10 protein-coding genes are annotated in these 21,261 nt (G+C 62.3%); 7 read left to right on the plus strand and 3 right to left on the minus strand.

Features of this window, described 5'->3' with window-relative positions; all coding sequences use genetic code 11:
* The first annotated feature begins 7 nt into the window (after window positions 1–7).
* From ACSQ84_RS14165 to ACSQ84_RS14175, 3 genes are all read left to right on the plus strand, one after another.
* The gene (locus tag ACSQ84_RS14165; protein WP_436212307.1) at window positions 8–787 is read left to right on the plus strand and encodes an ABC transporter ATP-binding protein; all 780 of its coding nucleotides are present in this window, start codon (window positions 8–10) and stop codon (window positions 785–787) included.
* Window positions 788–891: 104 nt separating this feature from the next.
* Window positions 892–2,730, plus strand: a complete 1,839-nt coding sequence (locus ACSQ84_RS14170) for an AMP-dependent synthetase/ligase (protein WP_436212308.1) — start codon at window positions 892–894, stop codon at window positions 2,728–2,730.
* A 91-nt stretch (window positions 2,731–2,821) separates the two neighbouring features.
* Window positions 2,822–4,021, plus strand: a complete 1,200-nt coding sequence (locus tag ACSQ84_RS14175; RefSeq protein WP_436212309.1) for an ABC transporter substrate-binding protein — start codon at window positions 2,822–2,824, stop codon at window positions 4,019–4,021.
* Between the two features lie 321 nt (window positions 4,022–4,342).
* Here the strand turns inward: ACSQ84_RS14175 and ACSQ84_RS14180 are convergent, their stop codons facing one another.
* Entirely contained in the window at window positions 4,343–6,544 is a 2,202-nt protein-coding gene (locus ACSQ84_RS14180) for a PQQ-dependent dehydrogenase, methanol/ethanol family (protein ID WP_436212310.1), read from the minus strand.
* 345 nt (window positions 6,545–6,889) lie between these two features.
* On the minus strand, window positions 6,890–7,708 hold the full coding sequence (locus tag ACSQ84_RS14185) for a transglutaminase-like cysteine peptidase (protein WP_436212311.1): 819 nt from the start codon (window positions 7,706–7,708) through the stop codon (window positions 6,890–6,892).
* Between the two features lie 664 nt (window positions 7,709–8,372).
* Between ACSQ84_RS14185 and ACSQ84_RS14190 the strand changes: the two genes are divergently transcribed.
* Window positions 8,373–14,093 carry a VCBS domain-containing protein gene (locus ACSQ84_RS14190; RefSeq protein WP_436212312.1) on the plus strand — a complete coding sequence of 1,907 codons (5,721 nt, stop codon included), beginning with the start codon at window positions 8,373–8,375 and terminating at the stop codon, window positions 14,091–14,093.
* Between the two features lie 92 nt (window positions 14,094–14,185).
* On the plus strand, window positions 14,186–16,414 hold the full coding sequence (locus tag ACSQ84_RS14195) for a CHASE2 domain-containing protein (protein ID WP_436212313.1): 2,229 nt from the start codon (window positions 14,186–14,188) through the stop codon (window positions 16,412–16,414).
* Window positions 16,415–16,655: 241 nt separating this feature from the next.
* Here ACSQ84_RS14195 and ACSQ84_RS14200 read toward each other — a convergent pair whose 3' ends face one another.
* Window positions 16,656–18,263, minus strand: a complete 1,608-nt coding sequence (locus ACSQ84_RS14200; protein ID WP_436212314.1) for an ABC transporter substrate-binding protein — start codon at window positions 18,261–18,263, stop codon at window positions 16,656–16,658.
* Between the two features lie 260 nt (window positions 18,264–18,523).
* Here ACSQ84_RS14200 and ACSQ84_RS14205 point away from each other — a divergent pair, with 260 nt between their 5' ends.
* Both ACSQ84_RS14205 and ACSQ84_RS14210 read left to right on the plus strand, forming a co-directional pair.
* Entirely contained in the window at window positions 18,524–20,134 is a 1,611-nt protein-coding gene (locus ACSQ84_RS14205; RefSeq protein ID WP_436213073.1) for an ABC transporter substrate-binding protein, read from the plus strand.
* A gap of 173 nt (window positions 20,135–20,307) precedes the next feature.
* On the plus strand, window positions 20,308–21,261 hold the full coding sequence (locus ACSQ84_RS14210) for an ABC transporter permease (RefSeq protein WP_436212315.1): 954 nt from the start codon (window positions 20,308–20,310) through the stop codon (window positions 21,259–21,261).

Here is a 21,261-nt window from a genome sequence, read left to right on the forward strand (position 1 = left end):
TGATGCCATGAGCGCTTCCGACATCATCCTCAAGCTCAGCAATATCGAGAGCTATTACGGGCCGATCCAGGCGATCCGGGGCATCAGCCTCGAAGTGCCGCGCGGCCAGATCGTCACCCTGCTCGGCGCCAACGGCGCCGGCAAGACCACCGTGCTGAAAACCATCTCCGGCATTCTCGATCCGCAGAAGGGGTCGATTGAATTTTTGGGCAAGTCGATCACGCGCATGGAAGCCGACAAGATCGTGCGGCTTGGCCTCAGCCATGTGCCGGAGGGACGCGAGGTGTTCCCGTTCCTGTCGGTGCGCGAGAACCTGATGATGGGCGCCTACCCGCGCAAGGACCGCGACGGCGTCGCCGAGGATCTCGAACGGGTCTACGGCTATTTCCCGCGGTTGAGGGAGCGCATCAACCAGCCGGCCGGCCAGCTTTCCGGCGGCGAACAGCAGATGCTGGCGATCGGCCGCGCGCTGATGAACCGGCCGACGCTGTTGTTGCTGGACGAACCTTCGCTCGGGCTGTCGCCGCTCCTGGTGAGGGAGATCTTCACCATCATCAAGCGCGTCAACGAGGAGCAGGGCATGTCGATCCTGCTGGTCGAGCAGAATGCCAAGGTGGCGCTTGAGACGGCGCATTACGGCTATGTGCTGGAAATCGGCCGGGTCGTCATGAACGACAGCTGCGAGCGGCTGATGCATTCAAAGGACATCCAGGAATTCTATCTCGGCGCCAAGGAAGAAGGCGCCCGCGGCGAACGGCGCTGGAAAAAGAAGAAAACCTGGCGCTGAAGAACGTGGCTTTAAGGCTGAGTTGAGGCTAAATTCGAAGCCCTGCTACGGAAAAAGACCGCCCAAAGCGGCATTCGGGCAGGTGAAAGAGGGAGAAAACGAGCATGGCCAGACCGGCAGTGCTGACGGTCGCCGACACGATAGCGAGGAGTTTTCTGCTTTCCGTGGAGACGCGCGGCGATCGGCCGGCGATCCGCGAAAAGAAGTTCGGCATCTGGCAGCCGACCAGTTGGCGGCAGTGGCTGCAGATATCGAAGGATATCGCCTACGCCCTGCATGCCACCGGCTTCAAGCCGGGCGACGTCGCCTCGATCATCGCGAACGCGGTTCCCGAGTGGGTGTATGCCGACATGGGCATTCTCTGCGCCGGCGGCGTCTCATCCGGGATCTATCCGACTGACTCGGCGGTCCAGGTCGAATACCTCATCAACGATTCCTCGACGCGGGTCCTTTTCGCCGAGGATGAAGAGCAGCTCGACAAGATCCTGTCGTGCCGCGCGCGCTGTCCGACCCTGCAGAAGATCGTCGTGTTCGACATGGAAGGCCTTTCCGGCTTCAGCGACCCGATGGTGATGTCGCTGGCCGAATTCACCGCGCTCGGGCGCAACCACAGTCACGACAACCCCGAACTGTGGGATGCGATGATCGCAAGCCGCAGCGCGGGCGATCTTGCCATTCTGGTCTACACGTCCGGAACCACAGGCCCGCCCAAGGGCGCGATGCATTCCAATCGCAGCGTCACGCACCAGATGCGCCACGCCAACGATCTGTTCCCCTCCACCGACGCCGAAGAGCGGCTGGTGTTCCTGCCGCTCTGCCACGTCGCCGAGCGGATCGGCGGTTACTACATTTCGCTGGCGCTGGGATCGGTGATGAATTTCGCCGAAAGCCCGGAAACCGTGCCGGACAATCTGCGCGAGGTACAGCCGACCGCGTTTCTGGCGGTGCCGCGGGTTTGGGAAAAATTCTATTCGGGAATCACGATTGCACTCAAGGACGCGACCCCGTTCCAGAACTGGATGTACCGCCAGGCGTTGGCAATCGGCCATCGCATGACCGAGCGCAAGCTCGAGGGCGAAACGCCGCCGCTGGCCTTGCGGCTCGCCAATCGGCTCGCCTATTGGATGGTGTTCCGCAACATCCGTCGCATGCTCGGGCTCGATCGCTGCCGTCTCGCCTTCACCGGTGCGGCGCCGATCGCGCCGGATCTGATCCGCTGGTATCTCGCGCTCGGCATCGACATGCGCGAGGTCTACGGCCAGACCGAAAATTGCGGGGTGGCCACCGTGATGCCGCCCGACCGCATCAAGCTCGGCTCGGTCGGCAAGGCCGCGCCCTGGGGCGAGGTCGCGATTTCCCCGCAAGGCGAGATCCTGATCAAGGGCGACTTCCTGTTCATGGGTTACCTCAACCAGCCGGAAAAGACCGCCGAGACCATCGACGCCAAGGGCTGGCTGCACACCGGCGACGTCGGCTCGATCGACAATGAGGGCTTCGTTCGGATCACCGACCGCATGAAGGACATCATCATCACCTCGGGCGGCAAGAATATCACGCCTTCCGAGATCGAGAACCAGTTGAAGTTCTCGCCCTACGTCTCCGATGCCGTGGTGATCGGCGACAAGCGGCCGTTCCTCACCTGTCTCATCATGATCGACCAGGAGAACGTCGAGAAGTTCGCGCAGGATCACGACATTCCCTTCACCAACTACGCGAGCCTGTGCCGCGCGCCCGAGATCCAGGACCTGATCCAGCGCGAGATCGAGGCGGTCAACGTCAACTTCGCGCGGGTCGAGACCATCAAGAAATTCTTCCTGATCGAGCGACAATTGACGCCCGAGGACGAGGAATTGACGCCGACCATGAAGCTGAAGCGCAGTTTCGTGAACAAGCGTTACGCCGCCGAGATCAACGCCATGTACGGCGAGCGGGCGGTGGCGTGAACGAAGACTTTTGAACCCAAATTGTAGAAACGGCGAAGGATAATAAGGCCCCGCCCTTCGCTCAACACGGGCCAACGAAGAGGAGACTGCAATGTCGAAATCGTTCAAGGCGCTGGGCCTTGCGGTGAGCGCCCTTGCGCTGACCCATCTGCCGGCCTCAGCGCAAACCAAGGTTACCAATGAAGGCATCTCGGCGAGCGAGATCGTCATCGGCACCCATCAGGATTTGTCCGGGCCGATCAAGATGTGGGGCGTTCCGGTCTCCAACGGCATGAAGATGGCGGTCGAGGAAATCAACACCGCCGGCGGCATCAACGGCCGCAAGATCAAGCTGATCATCGAGGACTCCGGCTACGATCCGAAGCGCGCCGTGCTGGCGTCGCAAAAGATGGTCGAGCGCGACAAGATCTTCGCGATGGTAGGCCCGATGGGCTCGCCGACCGTGCTGGCCTCGCAGGACATCCTGTTCGATGCCGGCGTGCTGCAGTTGTTTCCGCTGAGCGCGGCCGAATTCACTTACAAGTTCGATCCGGCCAAGCCGCAGGAAAGGCTGAAGTTCAGCAATTTGCTGCCCTATGTCGAGAGCACCCGTGCGGTGGTCAAATTCATGGTCGAGGCCAAGAATTTCAAGAAGCCCTGCATCATGTATCAGGACGACGAGTACGGTAAAAACGTGCTTGACGGCTTCAACCAGCAGGTCGCCGCGATGAAGCTGACGCCAGCGTCGATCACCAGCTACAAGCGCGGCGTCTCCGATTTCTCGGCGCAGATCGCCAAGATGAAATCCGACGGCTGCGACGTGGTCGTGCTCGGCACGGTGATCCGCGAGACCATCGGTGCAATGGGCGAAGCCAAGAAACTCGGGTGGGACGTGACGTTCCTCGGCGCCACCCCGACCAACGTGCTTGAAGTGCCGACGCTCGGCAAGGAAGCAGTGGAAGGGCTTTACGCTGCCGCGGCTTTCGAGATTCCCTATGAGGATACGGCCAAGGGAAAAGTGAAGGATTGGCTCGCCAACTACAAGAAGATGTTCAGTGCGGACGCCAACACCCAGGCCATCATCGGCTACAATTCCGTGGTGACTTTCGCTCATTTTGTGAACAAGGCCGGCAAGGATCTCACCGGCCAGAAGCTGCTCGATGCCCTGGAATCCGGCGACAAGTTCATGGATATCTTCAATTCGCCGCCGACCATCTTCTCCAAGACCAACCACCTCGCCAGCACCGTGACGCAGATCCAGCAGATCAAGAACGGCCGCTGGGTGCTGGTGAAGGAAGGCTTGATGTTCTGACATAGGTTCGCCTTCCGAAGGCTGACCTTCCAAGCGACGAAAGGGCTGCGCGATCATCTCGCGCAGCCCTTTTTTAGTTGTGTTCTGCGGACTCCTCCGTCATTGCGAGGAGCGAAGCGGCGAAGCAATCCATCTATCCGCTATGCCGCGCTATGGATTGCTTCGCTTCGCTCGCAATGACGGCTGCTACTTCTTCGGCTAATCACCTCGGCGGTGTGCTGGATGCAATCAGCCGGCCATCGTCAACGCGGCGCTCCAACGAAAAAGGGCTGCGCGATTGTCTCGCGCAGCCCTTCCTTGTTTGGCTTGAAGCCGCTTCCGTTACTTCTTCGGCTGCGCCGTGGCTTCGGCCGGTTTCGGCCGGATCGCGTCCGCGGTGCCCTGGATGAAGGCTGCGATCTTGGTCACGTCCGCTTCCGTCAGCTTGCCGGTGAAGTCGGGCATGCCCCGGTCGCGGAACGGGCCCTTGAACACGAAGTCCTTCAGGTTCTCGATGGTCTCCTTGGTCACATAGCCGAGGTTTCGGACATTGCCGCCCTTGTCGATGCCGGGCACGCCGTGGCACTGGGCGCAGGCGGTGACATAGAGCGCGGTGCCCTCGGGTACGTCCTTCGGGTCGTACTTGACGCCGGCGAGCAGGCCTTCGGTCTGGTACTTCACGAACGCCGGCAACGGCGCCTTGCCGTCGACCGCAAAGGTGTAGACCGTGCCCGGGCTCTGCAACTCGGTGGCGCGTGCGGCGATGCCGAACACGCCGCCCCAGCCGACCGCGATCGAGACATATTGCTTGCCGTCGATCATGTAGGTCGAGGCCGCCGCGACCACGCCGGTGCCGGTCGGCGACTCCCAGAGCTTTTCGCCTGACGTGGCGTTGTAGGCGATGAAGCGCCCGTCAGCGGTGCCCTGGAAAACCAGGTTGCCTGCGGTGGTGAGCGTGCCGCCGTTCCACGGCGCGACATATTCCGCGCGCCAAACCTCCTTCTGCTTGACCGGATCCCAGGCCAGCAGCCGGCCGAAGGCGGGCGCCTTCGGCGGCGTCGCATTCAGCATGAAGCCGACGTTCCAGCCCGCAGCCGAAGCGAATTTACCGGGCTCCTGAGCATTATGCTTGAACGCCTTTTCCGGCGTCAGGTTCACCGGAATGTTCTGCGCCGGCAGATAGACGAGGCCGGTCTGCGGATTGAACGACATCGGATGCCAGTTATGGGCGCCGTACGGGCCGGGAATGCTGTCATACGGATCCTTGCCCCGCGCCGCCGGTACTTCGATCGGCCGCCCATTGGCGTCGTAACCGGTCGCCCAGTTCACATCGACGAAGTTCTTGGCCGAGATGAACTTGCCGTTGGTGCGGTCGACGACGAAGAAGAAGCCGTTCTTCGGCGCGTGCAGAATGACCTTCCGCGGCGCGCCATCGATATTGATGTCGGCCAGGATCATCGGCTGCGTCGAGGTGTAGTCCCAATGATCGCCGGGGGTTTCCTGGTAGTGCCAGGCATATTTTCCGGTGTCGGCGTTCAGCGCCACCAGCGAACCGAGATAGAGATTGTCGCCGCCGGCGGGGCTGCGCAGATCGCGGTTCCACGGGGAGCCGTTGCCGGTGCCGATATAGACCAGGTTGAGATCGGGATCGAAGGTGATGGTGTCCCACGCGGTGCCGCCGCCGCCGTTGACCCAGTATTTGCCGGCCGGATCCCAGGTCTTGGCCGCCGCCGCCATCGATTCATCCTCGAACGGCTTCGATGGATCGCCGGGCACCGTGAACCAGCGCCAGGCCTGGTTGCCGGTCTCGGCGTCATAGGCGGTGACGTAGCCGCGCGCGCCATATTCGGCGCCGCCATTGCCGATCACCACCTTGCCGTTGAACACGCGCGGCGCGCCGGTGATGGTGTAGGAATGCTCCTTGCTGGCGATGGTGTCTTTTTCCCAGACCTTCTTGCCGGTCACGGCATCGAGCGCGATCAGGCGGCCGTCATAGGCGCCGACGAAAACCTTGCCCTTCCACAGCGCCACGCCGCGGTTGACGACGTCGCAGCAACCCTTGTAGCCCTTCTCCTTGTCGATGCCGGGATCGAAGGTCCAGAGTCTCTTGCCGGTGCGGGCATCGATGGCGTGGACCACGCTCCACGACGCGGTCTGGTACATGATGCCGTCGACCACCACGGGCGTCGCCTCGACGCCGCGGGAGGATTCGAGCGGATAGCTCCACACCAGGCCGAGCTTCTTGACGTTGTCGGTGTTGATCTGGTTCAGCTTGGAAAAGCGCGTTTCCGCATAGTCGAGGCCGATGGTCGGCCAGTCGTTCGAGGTTGCGGTGTTGGCCTTGATCGAGGCGCCGTCGACGGCCGCGGTAACGGCCTTGATGTGATCCGGCGATCCCTTGGCGGGACTTTGCGCGAGGGCCGCCGTGGAAGAGATCGCGAGCCCAAACCCGATCGCCAGCGCAAGGCGAAGCGGCCGATGCAGATTGGGAAAGCTTTCAGGAAAAAAACCGCAAACAGAATCGACGCACGGCGAACGTGTCATTCTAGTCCCCTCCTAATGATCTCTAGCGGATCTGGCGAGATCGTATGCCGGTGGGAACGATGGCGTCAATCAAAGGCGAGTGCGAAAAGAAAAAGAGAAAATTCGTATCGCCTTGTTTTCGCCAAGCCGACCGAGGACGCGATCCGGCTGCACCGCAGCATGGCGCAAGCACTCGCATTGTATCCGATCACCCATGGAAATCGCAGAAGCCTTGCATCCGATATTCCAGAGGCGCAGCATATATCGCGCACCGCGATACCGCATCGGTCGGCTACAACGCAGGCGTGACGCAGCATGCAGTTGCGCAATGATCGCTGCGAAATGGGAATGGCAGTCTGACTATTTTCAGTCTGCCTGCGGCAGAGCCTGATCGGCAGGCGCAATAGGGCTGGGTGCTGCCAGCGAGTTGACGACGACCGGCGCCTCGGGATTGCTGCTTGATGCGACGAGGACGGGCGCGTCGGTATAACGCATGACGCTGTGCCGATCGAGCATGTAGGTCGGCCGGACGTTTCGGATGTCGGAATCCTCGACCATCGCCATGCGGCGGTTGTCCAGCATCAGCCACCGCCCGTCCAGCCGCGCGGCGGCAACGGCGTGGTCCCCGCCGCGGATGGTGTCGCGCATGATCACGATCCGCAGATCGTCGGGCGCAATCCCGGCCAGGCGCAACGCCACGAATTTCGCAATCGCGTAATCCTCGCAGTCGCCGCCCCGCGTCAGCGTCGCGAGCGGCGAGGCCCAGACGTCGAGTTCGCCATATTGTGCGAGATCGCTCGTCGCCTTGACCGCAAGGTTGATGGCCCGATTGATCTCGCCGAGCCGGGCGCGGCCCTCGCGCAGCCTGGCGGCATCGACGATGGCGAGAAATTGCAGCGCGGCCGGCGAGACGCAGCCCTCGCGGTCGCCCTCGCACAGCGCCAGCTGCACCATTTCGTCGTCGAGGCGACGCTGCAGGCTTTGCCATTTCTGGTGCAGCCTGCCGTCGAGAAGCATCGCGGTGGGCTGCCCGAACGGCTCGACGGATTTCTTGATCAGAACCGCCGTGCCGGGTGACAGCAGCGTCCCCGCGGCCACCGGCCCAAACCAGGCCAGGCTACTTGCGAGCAAGCTGCACCCGAGAAAGGTTGCGCGCAACGCACGCGGATAATCTGAGATCGCCATCTGACACCCCTCGTCCGGGCATTATCGGCAGGCTCGTTAACCTGCTCGTGACCGGATCATTTCCCTGGGGGCATCCTGGGCAGGTGGGCTTTTGATCTGCTTAAAACGGGCGATACCGGGCCGGAAAGCGCAAAACAGCTTAAAATCTGTCTCGCCGGTTTCCCTAAAATATTATCGAACCTTTTCAGGCGCGAGGCTGCCCTATCCATGGGATGGTGCTTAACCGCGCCTTATCGTTAATTTCAGGTTAACATGATTTATTCGGTCAGATTCGCGTGAGTTGTAAGCTAAGTCACAGTTTTGACTTGGAAACTGTCATCATATGCCGTAGTTCCACGGCTTCAGAGAAGTAACAAGTATAGACTATATCCCTTTTACTTGGGGCGGGCGATCTAAGCTTCTAAACTCCAAAAATCCGGTCTTCATTTCCTCGATATGTTAGGACGTGCTTATGAATTTTGGGAACATAAGAGTATAATGCTCTATACTCGCTGCTGCCTAAGCAAGTTGCACAAGCAATGATTGGTTCCGTGAGGAGCCTTTCGATGATATGCAAGCTTAGAACATTGAATATTGTATATGTATTAACCTTAGCGCCGACGGTGCCCTTTTGAGCTTAGCCGGCAAATTTACCGACGTGCTGTCTGACGGCCAGAGCACTCATTTGGGTGGGCACGTCCACGTCGAAAGCGTTTCGGCGCATGCGCCGCCGGGCGCCATTATCGTTCCGGACGCGCATCTGCTGTTCACCGGCGATTTCAAGCGCGCAGGCGTCGATCTGATTCTATCGGGCGACGGCCGCGAACTGGTGCTGCACGACTATTTCAAGGGCGAGAAGCGGGCAGCCCTGGCCTCGACCGATGGCGCCCATCTGACCGGCGATATCGTCAACGCGCTGACCGGCTACACCCAGTTCGCGCAGGCCGACGGCAGTCCGAGCGTGGCCCAGGTCATCGGCCATGTCACCAAGCTGATCGGGACCGCGACCGCGATCCGCAACGGTGTTTCGATCATTCTGAACAATGGCGACAACGTCAACAAGGGTGACGTGGTCCAGTCCGGCTCCGATTCGACGCTCGGCATCACCTTCATCGACGGCAGTGTGTTCGGTCTCGCATCGAACGCCAAGATGGTGCTGAACGAAATGATTTACGACCCGAACGGGTCGAATAATTCGTCGCTGATCAGCCTGGTGCAGGGCACCATCTCGTTCGTCGCCGGCGCGACCGCCAAGAAGGGCGACATGAAGGTCGACACGCCGGTGGCGACCATGGGCATCCGCGGCACCGCGGTGCTGGTCGAAATCGATTTCGAGGTGCCGGGCCAGGGCGGCGCGCCGCCCGCGAAATTCCAGGTGCTGGTCGAACCCGACGGCACCACCGGCTCGTACATTCTGTATGACAAGACCACGATGACGCCGATCGCGACCGTCAATCAGGCCGGTACGCAGACGATCGTCAGCGGCCAGGGCACGGTCAACTTCCTCTCATCCGTGCAACTGTCGCCCGATGCGCAGAAGATCATCTCCGACGTCTTCCAGCTGAAATTCACCGATCTGAACAATCCTCAGCAACTGCAACGCTTTGGCTCTGCGCCGGTTTCGGAAACATTGAACCTCAAAACGGCGAGCGGGCAAGACGTCGCGGTGACGCTGAAATTCGCCCAGCTTACCGACACTCCCACCGTTTCAACTCCCAGCACGACCCCAAAAGGGCAGGAACGCATTCCGGGGCCACCGGATGTCGCCACCACCGATGCCGAATTTACCGAACGCGCCGGGCTGACCGGCAGTCCGTCGCAGGATACGCTGACCGGCCAGATCAAGTATAGCGACCTTAACGTCGCTGATCGGCCGACTGCCCAGGCGGCGTTCTATTCGTTTAAATACGAGAACGCGCAGCACAACGATGTCACGACGTCACTGACCGCCAAGCAGATCGCCGCGATCACCGCGGTAGAAGTGCCGCTCGTCGTGGTGCAGGATCCCGCCGCCACGAACAAGGGCATCGCGACCTGGACCTACACCGTCCCGGACGGCGCCTTCGACTTCCTGGCCGCCGGCGAGACCTTGACGCTGACCTATCAGGCGCGGGTCGACAATAATTTCGCGGCAAACAACGAGATCACGTTCAAGACCTTCACCATCACGATCACCGGCACCAATGACCGGCCGACCGTTACCACCAGTGGCGGCACCGTCATCGAGCGGGACGGCACGGGCAATACCACGATCGATACGATCTCGGGCACGGTCAACTTTACCGATGCCGATTTGACCGATCGTCCGGTGGTGAGCGCGGCGCTCTCGACAAACGAGCCGTTTCGATATCTCGACGCGGAGGGACATAACGTCACCGCCACGCTGACGCCGGCGCAATTGGCGGCGATTGCAGCCGTCAAGGTTCCCTTGAGCGTGGTGCAGGGGGGCGGAAACGGCCATAACGGTTCGGCGACCTGGACCTACAGCATCGCCGACCATGCCTTTGATTTCATCGCCAAGGGCGAGACGCTGATCCTCAATTACGTCATCAAGGTCGACGATGGCCATGGTGGCGTGGTGTTCACGCCGGTCAGCATCTCGATCAACGGCGCCGACGTCACCGTGATCGGCACCAACGATGTCCCCACCATCGCGACGACAGACGACGCGTTCGCCGAGCTGTCGAACCCGAATCAGCCAAATCCGACGGGATCGCCGATAGAAGATACGGCATCAGGCACGATCACCTTCACCGACGTCGATTTGACCGACCTGCCGGTGGTGAGTGCCGCCTACACGTCGTACACCTATTTTGGCGCGGCGGAGAACCCGTTGTCGCTGACGGCGCAGCAATTGGCCGACGTCGCCGTGGCGCTGGGCGTGACGCAGACATCAGGCAATACCAATAATGGCTCGGCGAGCTGGACCTACAATGTTGCCGACGGCAAGTTCGACTTCCTCGCGGTCGATGAAATCCTGACGCTGACCTATACCGCCACCGTCGACGACGGCCGTGGCGGGGTGATCACAAAACCGTTCACGATCACCGTCACCGGCACCAACGATACCGCGACCATCACGACGACGAGTGCCGCTTTCACGGAGATGGCCGGCACCGGCAACGCCGCGACCGATCATGCCGGCGGCACCATCAACTTCACCGACGCCGACCTCAGCGACCGGCCGGTTGTGACCACGCAGTTCTCGGACTACACGTACAAGGCAGCCAACGGCACTACCAATCTGACGCTGACGCCGCAGCAGGCGGGCGACCTTGCGGCCGCGCTGTCGCTGACAGCGGCCGGCGGCAATACCAATGCCGGTTCGGTGACCTGGTCCTACGACGTCGCCGACAACAAGTTCGACTTCCTCGCCGATGGCGAGGTCCTGACGCTGACCTATATTGCGACCGTCAACGACAGTCATGGCGGGGTGATCACCAAGCCGATCACCGTCACCGTCGCCGGCACCAACGATGCGCCGACGGTGACCGCGGTGAATGCGGGCACGTTGACCGATTCGGCCATCAACGACAGCTTCGGGAATCTGACGGGAACGCTGGTCGGATACGATGCCGACCATGACGAGACCGCATCGCTAAGCTATAGCGCGCTCGATTTGACGAGCCATCCGGTGAACTCGGCCATCGCAGGCCAGTACGGTTGGCTGACGGTGAACGGCGACGGCACTTGGAGTTATGTCGCCAACGCCACGGTGATCAATGCCCTGCATGCTGGCGCCTATACCGAGACGTTTACGGTGCAGACGTCAGACGTGCACGATGCCGTCGGGACCGCCGTGCTCACCGTGCACGTCAATGGTGCCAACGACACCCCGACGCTGGGGGATGCAGTCGTGGGCAAACTCACCGACGGCACGGCGAACGACAGTTTCAACAATCTTACCGGAACATTGGTCGGCAACGACCGGGACAGCGGCGAAACCGCCACACTGCAATACGCAGCACTCGATGCCGGCGACCCCGTCAACTCAGCGGTAGCGGGCCTCTATGGGGCGCTCACGGTGAACTCCGACGGCACTTATACCTACGTCCCCAATGCAACCGTGATCAACGCGCTGCATGCCGGCACCTATACCGATACCTTCACGGTGCAGACGACCGACGCGAACGGCGCCACCGCCACTGCGATTTTGACGGTGGACGTGACCGGCGCCAACGACACGCCGACGCTGGGAGCGGTGACCGCGGGCAAATTCACCGATGGCGCGGCGAACGACAGTTTTAACGATCTGACGGGAGCGCTGACCGGCAATGATCGCGACAGCGGCGAAACCGCAACGCTGCAATATGCCGCACTCGATGTCGGTGAGCCGGTCGATACGGCGGTTGCAGGTCTCTATGGTTCGCTGACGGTAAACGCCGACGGCACCTATACCTATGTGCCCAATGCGGCCGCCATCAACGCGCTGCATGCGGGCGCCTACACCGACACCTTCACGGTGCAGACCACAGACGCGAACGGCGCCATCGCCACGGCGGTTCTCACCGTGGACGTCACCGGCGCAAACGACGCGCCGACGCTGGCGGCGGAGAGCGCGGGAACGCTCACCGATACCGCAGGTAATACCAGTTTCGGCAATCTGACCGGCACGCTGGACGGCGCGGATCTCGACAACGGCGAGACGGCAACGCTGCAATATGCCGCGCTCGACGCCTTGAACAGCGTCGCGGCAACGGTGGTCGGCGACTACGGTTCGCTGACGGTGAACGCCAACGGCACCTACAGCTATGTCGCCAATGCCGCCGCGATCAAAGCGCTGCATGCGGGCGCCTATACCGAGACCTTTACAGTGCAGACGTCGGACGTGAACGGCGTCTCCGCGACCGCTGTTCTCACGGTAGACGTGGTCGGCGCCAATGATACGCCGACCCTCACCGCGGTGAACGCGGGAACGCTGGCCGATACGGCCGCGAACGACAGTTTCGGTAATCTGACGGGGGCGCTGGTCGGGGCTGATCTCGACAGCGGCGAGGCCGCGTCGCTGCATTATGCCGCGCTCGATGCCGAAAACAGCGCCGCGGCAACCGTCGTCGGCGACTACGGTTCGCTGACGGTGAACGACGACGGCACCTACAGCTATGTCGCGAATGCGTCTGCGATCAACGCAATGCCGGCGGGCGCGTATACCGACACCTTCACGGTGCAGGTCGCCGACGCTAACGGCGCCACCAGTTTGACGACGCTCACGGTGGATGTCACCGGCGTCAACGATGCACCGTTGTTCGTGGGCCTCGATCTCGCCGCGACCTATCATGCCGGCGACGATCCGGTCGCGATCGTCAACAATGTCGCCGCCAGCGATATCGACAGCGCCAATTACGCCGGCGGTTCGCTGACCGCGACGGTGACGGAGGGCGGCCAACCCGGGGATACGCTTTCCATCGCCGGCAATCAGTACATCGCGCTCAACGGCGCAGACGTGATGTTCGATGCGGACGGCGTCGGCTCTGGCGCTGCCGTCGCGATCGGCACGCTGACCGATGGCATCAACAGCCTGACGATCGATCTGAATGCCGACGCCACCGACGTTGCCGTTGCGGCGTTGACACAGGCGATCGAGTTCTCGAACACAGTCGAGAGCCCGGAGACGGGCGATCGGACCGTAACGTTCACGCTCCATGATGGCGGCGGCATCGTCAACGGCGGAATTGATAGTGCGTACTTTACCGCCAAGGTGAAGGTCGACGAACCAGTCCTGCGGACCCCGACAAGCCTCGTGATCGAAACCGACCAGTTCCAGATCAGCGAGGACGGCGAAGGGGCGACGACGGTGACGGGTCTCTACGTCGGCGGTACCATCCCCTCAGGGGCGGCGGAAACAATCACGCTCACCGCGGCAACCGGCGCATCTCCGGCCAGCGGTGCTACACCGTCGACCGACACCGGCACGCTCGCGGAAATCAACGCGACATTGGGCGACGGCGTCACCTACGATCCCGGTGCTGACCCGCAGCCGCAGACCGACAAGCTCGTGTTCACCGTCACCGACAGCCTTGGCGGCTCGGACACGGTCAATTTCATCTTCAATCAGGCCGGCACCGGTCCGGACATCAGCCTGACCGGCACCTCAGGCAAGGATGTGATCTTCGCGACCGAAAACACCGACACCCTGACCGGCGGCGCGGGTGCCGACCAGTTCGTGTTCCGGACCAGCGATGGCCCCGACACCATCACCGATTTCGCGCCGGGCCAGGACCGTATCGACCTGCGGGCGTTTACGGAGATCGATTCGTCCAATATCGATGACTGGCTTTTGACGGCGGCCAGCCCGGCAAATTCGGATGACGTGCTGATCACGGTGAATCCCGACAAGAGCATCCTCCTGCAGCATCTCGTCGGCAGCCTGACCGCCAGCGATTTCATCGTGTCGCCGCACGCCTGATCCCGGACCTCCGCTCAGATTAGAGTGCCAGGAGCGCGGCGCGGTGCCGCAACCGGTTGGAACAATCGGCCTGACCGTGATACCGAAGCAGCATGAAGCGGCTGAGGATAATATCGCGATGGTTCAAGCGGCGCTTCGGCTATGCCCGGCTGGCTTGCCTTGCGCTGCTGATCGGGTTTGCCGCGCTGCGCGTGCTCGACCCGGCTCCGATCGAAGAGTTGCGCGTCCGGACCTTCGACGCCTTCCAGCGCGTCGATCCGCGCAAGAAGACCGCGCGTCCGGTCACCATCGTCGATATCGACGACAAGAGCCTGGAGAAGCTCGGACAATGGCCGTGGCCGCGGACGCGGCTCGCGGATCTGGTGACCGAACTGACCAATCTCGGCGCCGTCGTGATCGCCTTCGACGTGGTGTTTCCGGAGCCCGACCGGCTCAATCCTGAATTTGTCGCCGATACCTTCCGTAACCTCGACGAGGAAACCCGCAGCCGGCTGCGCGCGCTGCCGAGCAACGACCAGCTATTCGCCGATGCCATCCGCGCCTCGCGCGTGGTGCTGGGCGAATCGGGATTGCCGGAAGAACTGGGCGTGCTGGACAAGACGCTTCCGGTGACCGGGCTTGCGATGCTCGGCGAGGAGCCGCAACGCTTCATGTTCGAATTCCCCGGCCTGCTGCGCAACACCAAGGTGCTGGAACACGCCGCCGCCGGGCGCGGGCTCTTCACCATCCGGCCCGAACGCGACGGCATCGTGCGGCGGGTGCCGATGATCATGCTGGCGCAGGGCCAGGTCATGCCCTCGCTGAGCTTCGAGATGCTGCGCGTCGCCACCGGTTCGGGCACGATCCTGGTCAAGGCCGAAAAGGCCGGCATCAAGAGCCTCGGCATCAAGGGGTTTCAGCTGCCGACCGACGGCAACGGCCAGCTCTGGGTTCACTACGCCCGCCACGATGCCTCGCTCTATGTCCCGGCAATCAACGTGCTGGACAAAACCGTAGCCCCCGAGAAGATCGCCGGCAAACTGGTGTTGATCGGCACCTCTGCCGTCGGTCTCAACGACATCAAGACCACGCCGGTGTCGCGCGCCATGCCCGGGGTGGAAATCCACGCCCAGGTGCTCGAGAGCGCACTGACCGGGGAGGTCATCGCGCAGCCGATCTACGGCATCGCGATCGAGTTCGCCACCGCGGTCTTGTTCGGGTTGCTGGTGATCGCGTTCGCGCCCCTGTTCGGACCGGTCACGCTGGTCGCGCTCGGTGCGGCGTTTGCCACCGCGCTGATCGGAACGTCCTGGTATTTCTATTCGCTGCACCGGCTGCTGATCGACTTCACCTATCCGATGCTGTCGACGATGTCGATTTATCTTACCCTGATCTTCTCGAGCTTCGTCCGCGAGCAGCAGCAGCGCAAACAGATCCGCACCGCGTTCTCGCAGTATATGTCGCCGGCGCTGGTGGCCCAGCTGGCGCAGTCGCCGGAAAAGCTCGTGCTCGGCGGCGAGGAGCGCGAGATGACCATCATGTTCTCCGACATGCGCGGCTTCACCTCGATCTCGGAGACCTACAAGCGAGATCCGCAGGGGCTCACCGCGCTGATGAACCGCTTCCTGACGCCGCTGACCAACGCCATCCTCCACCGCAAGGGCACCATCGACAAATATATGGGCGATGCCATCATGGCGTTCTGGAACGCGCCGCTCGACGACAAGGAGCACCAGCTCAACGCCTGCGAGGCGGCGCTGGACATGCTGGAGCGGGTCGACGAACTCAACCAGGAGCGGATGGAGGAAGCCGAGGAAGAGGGCCGTCCGTTCATTCCGCTCAACGTCGGCGTCGGGCTCAATACCGGAACCTGCGTGGTCGGCAACATGGGATCCGACATGCGCTTCGACTATTCGGTGTTCGGCGACAGCGTCAATCTGGCGTCGCGGCTGGAGGGCCAATCCAAGGAATACGGATTCCCGATCATCGTCGGCTCGAAGACCGCGCTCGCGGTCAAGGACAAGTTCGCCATCCTCGAACTCGACTTCATCATGGTCAAGGGCAAGAAGGAGCCCGAGGTGATCTACGCCATCGCCGGCCGGGAAGATACCGCGCAGTCCGGCCGCTTCCAGCGCTTGCGCAACCTGACCATCGAGATGCTGGCCTGCTACCGCGGCCGCGACTGGCAAGGCGCGCTGGCGGCGATCGAGCGCGGCCGCCGCACCGACGAGGTGAATTCGCTGGAGCTGTTGTTCAACCTCTACGAAGCGCGGATCCGCAACTTCCAGGAAGCTCCGCCGCCGGAAGACTGGAACGGCGCCTTCGCGCTGCTGACGAAGTAGGGCGCGCCGCTGTCATCACCCGCGAAGGCGGGTGATCCAGTATTCCAGAGGAGTCAGTGATCAAGCCGAGAAGCCGCGGCGTACTGGATCCCCGCGTTCGCGGGGATGACGATCGTTGGTTGGAATGCGGTAGGTCCGTAGGGTGGGCAAAGCGAAGCGTGCCCACCAATCCGGTACATGATTCGTTGATCGATGGTGGGCACGGCGCAAGGGCGCCTTTGCCCACCCTACGCTTCCTGACCTACTCCAGCCCGATCGTCGTCAAATCCTGAAACCAGTGCTGCGCCTGCACGAACTTCTTCACCTTGGGCGACAGCGCATGCGGGTTGGTGTCGTGCACCACCCACACCAGCGTGGCATCGTCGACGATCTGGGCGTGGGCCTGCGCCAGCAATTGGTCCTGCCTGGTGGCATCGAAGGTCTGCTTGGCCTCGTCGATCAGCGCGTCGACCTTCGGTGACTTGTAGCCGCCCCAGTTGACGCCAACAGGCGCGATCTGGCCGGAGTGGAAAAAGCGCACGATGGCGTAGAGCGGATCCGAAGTGACATAGGCGATGTTGTTGGAGGTGATGCCGGCGTTCATCTCGTCCGCCGCGCCCTTGCGCCAGGCCGTATAGAGCGTCTCGAGCTCGACCACCTTGAAGTCGATCTCGATGCCGATTTCCTTGAAACTCTGCTGCAGGAATTCGTTCATCGGCAGCGACAGCATCTGTCCGGTGCCGCCTTGCGCGATGATGAAGGTGGCCTTCAGCGGTTTCTGTTTGGAGTAGCCGGCTTCCTCGACCAGTTTTTTGGCCGCCGCCACATCGTGCTTGAGTTCGAAGCCGGGCTTGCCGAACCAGGGGCTCGACGGGTCGACCTGGCCCTTGGCGGGTTTTGCCAGTCCGTTCATCAGGCCGACGACCCCTTCACGGTCGATCGCAAGGTTGAGCGCCTTGCGCAGGCGGATGTCGGTCCAGGGCGAGCCCGGCAGCACGCTGAGATGATAATTCCAGACATGCGGCGTGACGTTGTCGACGATGCGCATGCCGGCGGATTTCAGCTGCGGCACCGCATCGGGCGCCGGCGTCTCGATCAGGTCGACCTGGCCGGCGAGCAGCGCATTGGTGCGCGTCAGCGCTTCCGGCATCGGAATCAGGACGATCTTGTCGGCCTTCGGAATCCGCTTCTTGTTCCAGTAATCCGGATTCTTGCTGAGTTCGGCGAGTTCGCGCGGCACCAGTTTTGTCAGCTTGAACGGCCCGGTGCCGGAGGGCTGGCTGGCGAACTTGTCCCAGTCCTTGCCGAGTTTTTCATACTGCGCCGGGCTCGAGACCAGGAACCAGAGCATCTGGTAGGGGAAGAACGAGTCCACCGTCTTGGTGGTGATCTCGATGCTGTCGTCGTCGATCTTGGCGTAGCTCGCGACCGAGGGCAGGCGGGTCTTCACCTGCGCGCTCTGGCGCTTGTCGAATTGCGGTGCCTTTTCGTTCAGCACCTTGTCGAGATTCCAGATCACCGCGTCGGCATTGAAGGCGCTGCCGTCATGGAATTTGACGTCCTTGCGCAGACTAAAGCGCCACTTGGTCTTGTCCTTGTCGTCGACCTTCCACTCGGTGGCGAGCCCCGGCACCAGCTTGCCGGGCCGCTCAGCCACGTCCATTTCCCAGGCCACCAGCGGATCGTAGATCGTGTAGGCGGAAAATTGATAAGCGCCGGCGCCGCGGTCCGGCTGGCCTGTCGTCAGCGGGATATCGGCCATCGAAATGCCGTAGCGCACCACGGATTCGGCCCTAGCCGGCGCGGCCGGCAGGGCGCCGACGGCGAGCGCCACAGCGGCGACGAGTAGCATCGAATTGCGGGTGCGCATGAACTAAGCTCCGTTGGCGTATTGGGAATACCCAATGCCAACCAAGCAAGCTTGATGCCAGAATAGGCAGTTCTGGCTTTTTCTTCGTGCCCGGGTGGGAAGAAACCATATGTCACATGGCTATTTCGCGAAGAACTATCTCTTTTGGCACAGGCGTTGCATAACTCTGCATAAGAAATAATCACCGGAAGTGGAAGAAGGGATTGCTGCAAATGCGTAACGAGAAACCAAGGAACACAGCGACGGCGCTCGCGCTGGCGATGGCATTGGCGGCGGGGTTGCCGCTGGCCGCCAGCGCCGAAACCGTGCTGCGCATCGGCATGACCGCTGCCGATATTCCGCGCACGCTGGGCCAGCCGGATCAGGGCTTTGAGGGCAACCGCTTCACCGGCCTCACGATGTATGACGGGCTGACGATGTGGGATCTGTCCTCGGCCACCAAGGCGAGCGTGATGATCCCGGGACTCTCGACCGAATGGAAGGTCGACGAGGCCGACAAGAAAAAGTGGACCTTCAAGCTGCGTTCCGGCGTCACCTTCCACGACGGCTCGCCGTTCAACGCCGACGCTGTGGTCTGGAATGTCGAGAAGGTGCTGAAGCAGGATGCGCCGCAGTTCGACGCCAGCCAGGTCGGCGTCACCGCCTCGCGCATGCCGACGCTGGCCTCGGCGAAGAAGATCGACGATCTGACGGTGGAATTGACCACCAAGGAGCCCGACAGCTTCTTGCCGATCAACTTGACCAATCTGTTCATGGCGAGCCCGGCGAAATGGCAGAAGTTGTTCGACGCAGCCGAGGGCGCGGATGCCAAGGCGAAATCGCAGGCCGCCTGGGCGGCGTTTGCGCGCGAAGCTTCCGGCACCGGTCCCTGGAAGATGTCGAAGTTCACGCCGCGCGAGCGGCTCGAACTGGTCAAGAACGAGGGCTATTGGGACAAGGCGCGCGTTCCCAAGGTCGACAGGATGGTGCTGCTGCCGATGCCGGAAGCCAATGCCCGCACCGCTGCATTGCTTTCGGGTCAGGTCGACTGGGTCGAGGCGCCCGCGCCCGATGCGGTCAAGGAAATCAAGGCGCGCGGCTTTACGCTGCAGGCGAACGAATCGCCGCATGTCTGGCCATGGCAGTTTTCGCGCGTCGAAGGCTCGCCCTGGAACGACATCCGGGTTCGCAAGGCGGCCAACCTGTGCGTCGATCGTGAAGGCCTCAAGGAAGGCCTGCTCGCCGGCCTGATGGTGCCGGCGACCGGCACCTTCGAGCCCGGCCATCCCTGGCGCGGCAAGCCCACCTTCGAGATCAAGTATGACCTCAAGGCGGCGCAAAAGCTGATGCAGGAGGCTGGTTACGGTCCTTCCAAGAAACTGAAGGTCAAGACCCAGACCTCGGCGTCCGGCTCCGGCCAGATGCAACCGCTGCCGATGAACGAATATCTGCAGCAGGCGCTGGCCGAGTGCTACTTCGACGTCCAGCTCGACGTGATCGAATGGAACACGCTGTTCACCAACTGGCGCCGCGGCGCCAAGGACGCGTCGGCCAACGGCGCTCACGCCACCAACGTGACCTACGCGGCGATGGATCCGTTCTTCGCGCTGGTGCGCTTCCTGCAGTCCTCGATGGCGCCGCCGGTGTCGAACAATTGGGGTTACATCAACAATCCCAAGTTCGACGAGCTGGTGACCAAGGCGCGCCAGACCTTCGATCCCGCGGCGCGCGATGCGGCGCTGGCCGAACTGCACGCCGCCTCGGTCGACGATGCCGCCTTCCTCTATGTGGCCCATGACGTGTCTCCGCGCGCCATGAGCCCAAAGGTGAAGGGTTTCGTGCAGCCGAAGAGCTGGTTCGTCGACTTCTCGCCGGTGACGATGGCGCCGTAATCGCTGTTCACCCTCTCCCCTTGTGGGAGAGGGTGGCTTCGCGTTCTCTTCGTCATGCCCGGGCTTGACCCGGGCATCCACGCCTTTCTGGCTTGTGGCCAAGACGTGGATGGCCGGGTCAAGCCCGGCCATGACGAGCGAGAAATTCGATCTGACTAAGGTTAGGTAACCTCGTGCTCGTCTATATCGCCCGCCGTATCGTCTATGTGATTCCGATCGTGGCCAGCGTGGCGCTGGTGTGCTTCCTCTTGGTGCACATCACGCCCGGCGATCCCCTGGTCGCGGTGCTGCCGGCGGATGCGTCCCAGGAGCTCGCCGCGCAATTGCGCACCGCTTACGGCTTCGATCGCCCGCTGCCGGTCCAGTTCGGGCTCTGGCTGTGGCGCGCGCTGCACGGCGATCTCGGCAGTTCGATCGCGACCGGGCGCCCGGTACTGTCGGAAGTGCTGCGCGCGGTCGGCAATACCGTGACGCTGGCGATTGCGGCCGCCTCGATCGGCTTTACGCTCGGATTATTCTTCGGCCTGATCGCCGGCTATTTCCGCGACACCTGGATCGACAAGGTCGCGACCTCGATCGCGATCGCCGGCGTTTCCGTGCCGCATTACTGGCTCGGCATGGTGCTGGTCATCATCTTCTCGGTGCAGCTGAACTGGCTGCCCGCGGTCGGCGCCGGTCCCGGCGGCTCCGGCGCCTGGGGCTGGGATTGGGAGCACATGAAATACCTGATCCTGCCGGCGATCACGACCTCGGTCATTCCCATGGGCATCGTCACCCGCACGGTGCGCGCATTGACCGGTGACATTTTGAGCCAGGATTTCGTCGAGGCCCTGCGCGCCAAAGGGCTGCGCGAACTCGACGTGTTCAAACACGTCATCAAGAATGCCGCGCCGACGGCGCTGGCGGTGATGGGGCTGCAGCTCGGCTACATGCTCGGCGGCTCGATCCTGATCGAGACTGTGTTCTCGTGGCCGGGCTCCGGCCTGCTGCTCAATTCGGCGATCTTCCAGCGCGACCTGCCGCTGCTGCAGGGCACGATCCTGGTGCTGGCGCTGTTCTTTGTGGCTCTCAACCTCCTGGTCGATATCGCGCAAGCCTCGATCGACCCGCGCATCAAGCGGAGCTAG

This window comes from Bradyrhizobium sp. LjRoot220 (assembly GCF_964252915.1).
Lineage (GTDB): Bacteria > Pseudomonadota > Alphaproteobacteria > Rhizobiales > Xanthobacteraceae > Bradyrhizobium.

Bases quoted from the DNA above. Each gene is read 5' to 3' on its own strand.
- ACSQ84_RS14205 (WP_436213073.1), top strand. From the start codon at position 18,524: ATGGCATTGGCGGCGGGGTTGCCGCTGGCCGCCAGCGCCGAAACCGTG.
- ACSQ84_RS14175 (WP_436212309.1), top strand. From the start codon at position 2,822: ATGTCGAAATCGTTCAAGGCGCTGGGCCTTGCGGTGAGCGCCCTTGCG.
- ACSQ84_RS14195 (WP_436212313.1), top strand. From the start codon at position 14,186: ATGAAGCGGCTGAGGATAATATCGCGATGGTTCAAGCGGCGCTTCGGC.
- ACSQ84_RS14200 (WP_436212314.1), bottom strand. From the start codon at position 18,263: ATGCGCACCCGCAATTCGATGCTACTCGTCGCCGCTGTGGCGCTCGCC.
- ACSQ84_RS14185 (WP_436212311.1), bottom strand. From the start codon at position 7,708: ATGGCGATCTCAGATTATCCGCGTGCGTTGCGCGCAACCTTTCTCGGG.
- ACSQ84_RS14165 (WP_436212307.1), top strand. From the start codon at position 8: ATGAGCGCTTCCGACATCATCCTCAAGCTCAGCAATATCGAGAGCTAT.
- ACSQ84_RS14180 (WP_436212310.1), bottom strand. From the start codon at position 6,544: ATGACACGTTCGCCGTGCGTCGATTCTGTTTGCGGTTTTTTTCCTGAA.
- ACSQ84_RS14170 (WP_436212308.1), top strand. From the start codon at position 892: ATGGCCAGACCGGCAGTGCTGACGGTCGCCGACACGATAGCGAGGAGT.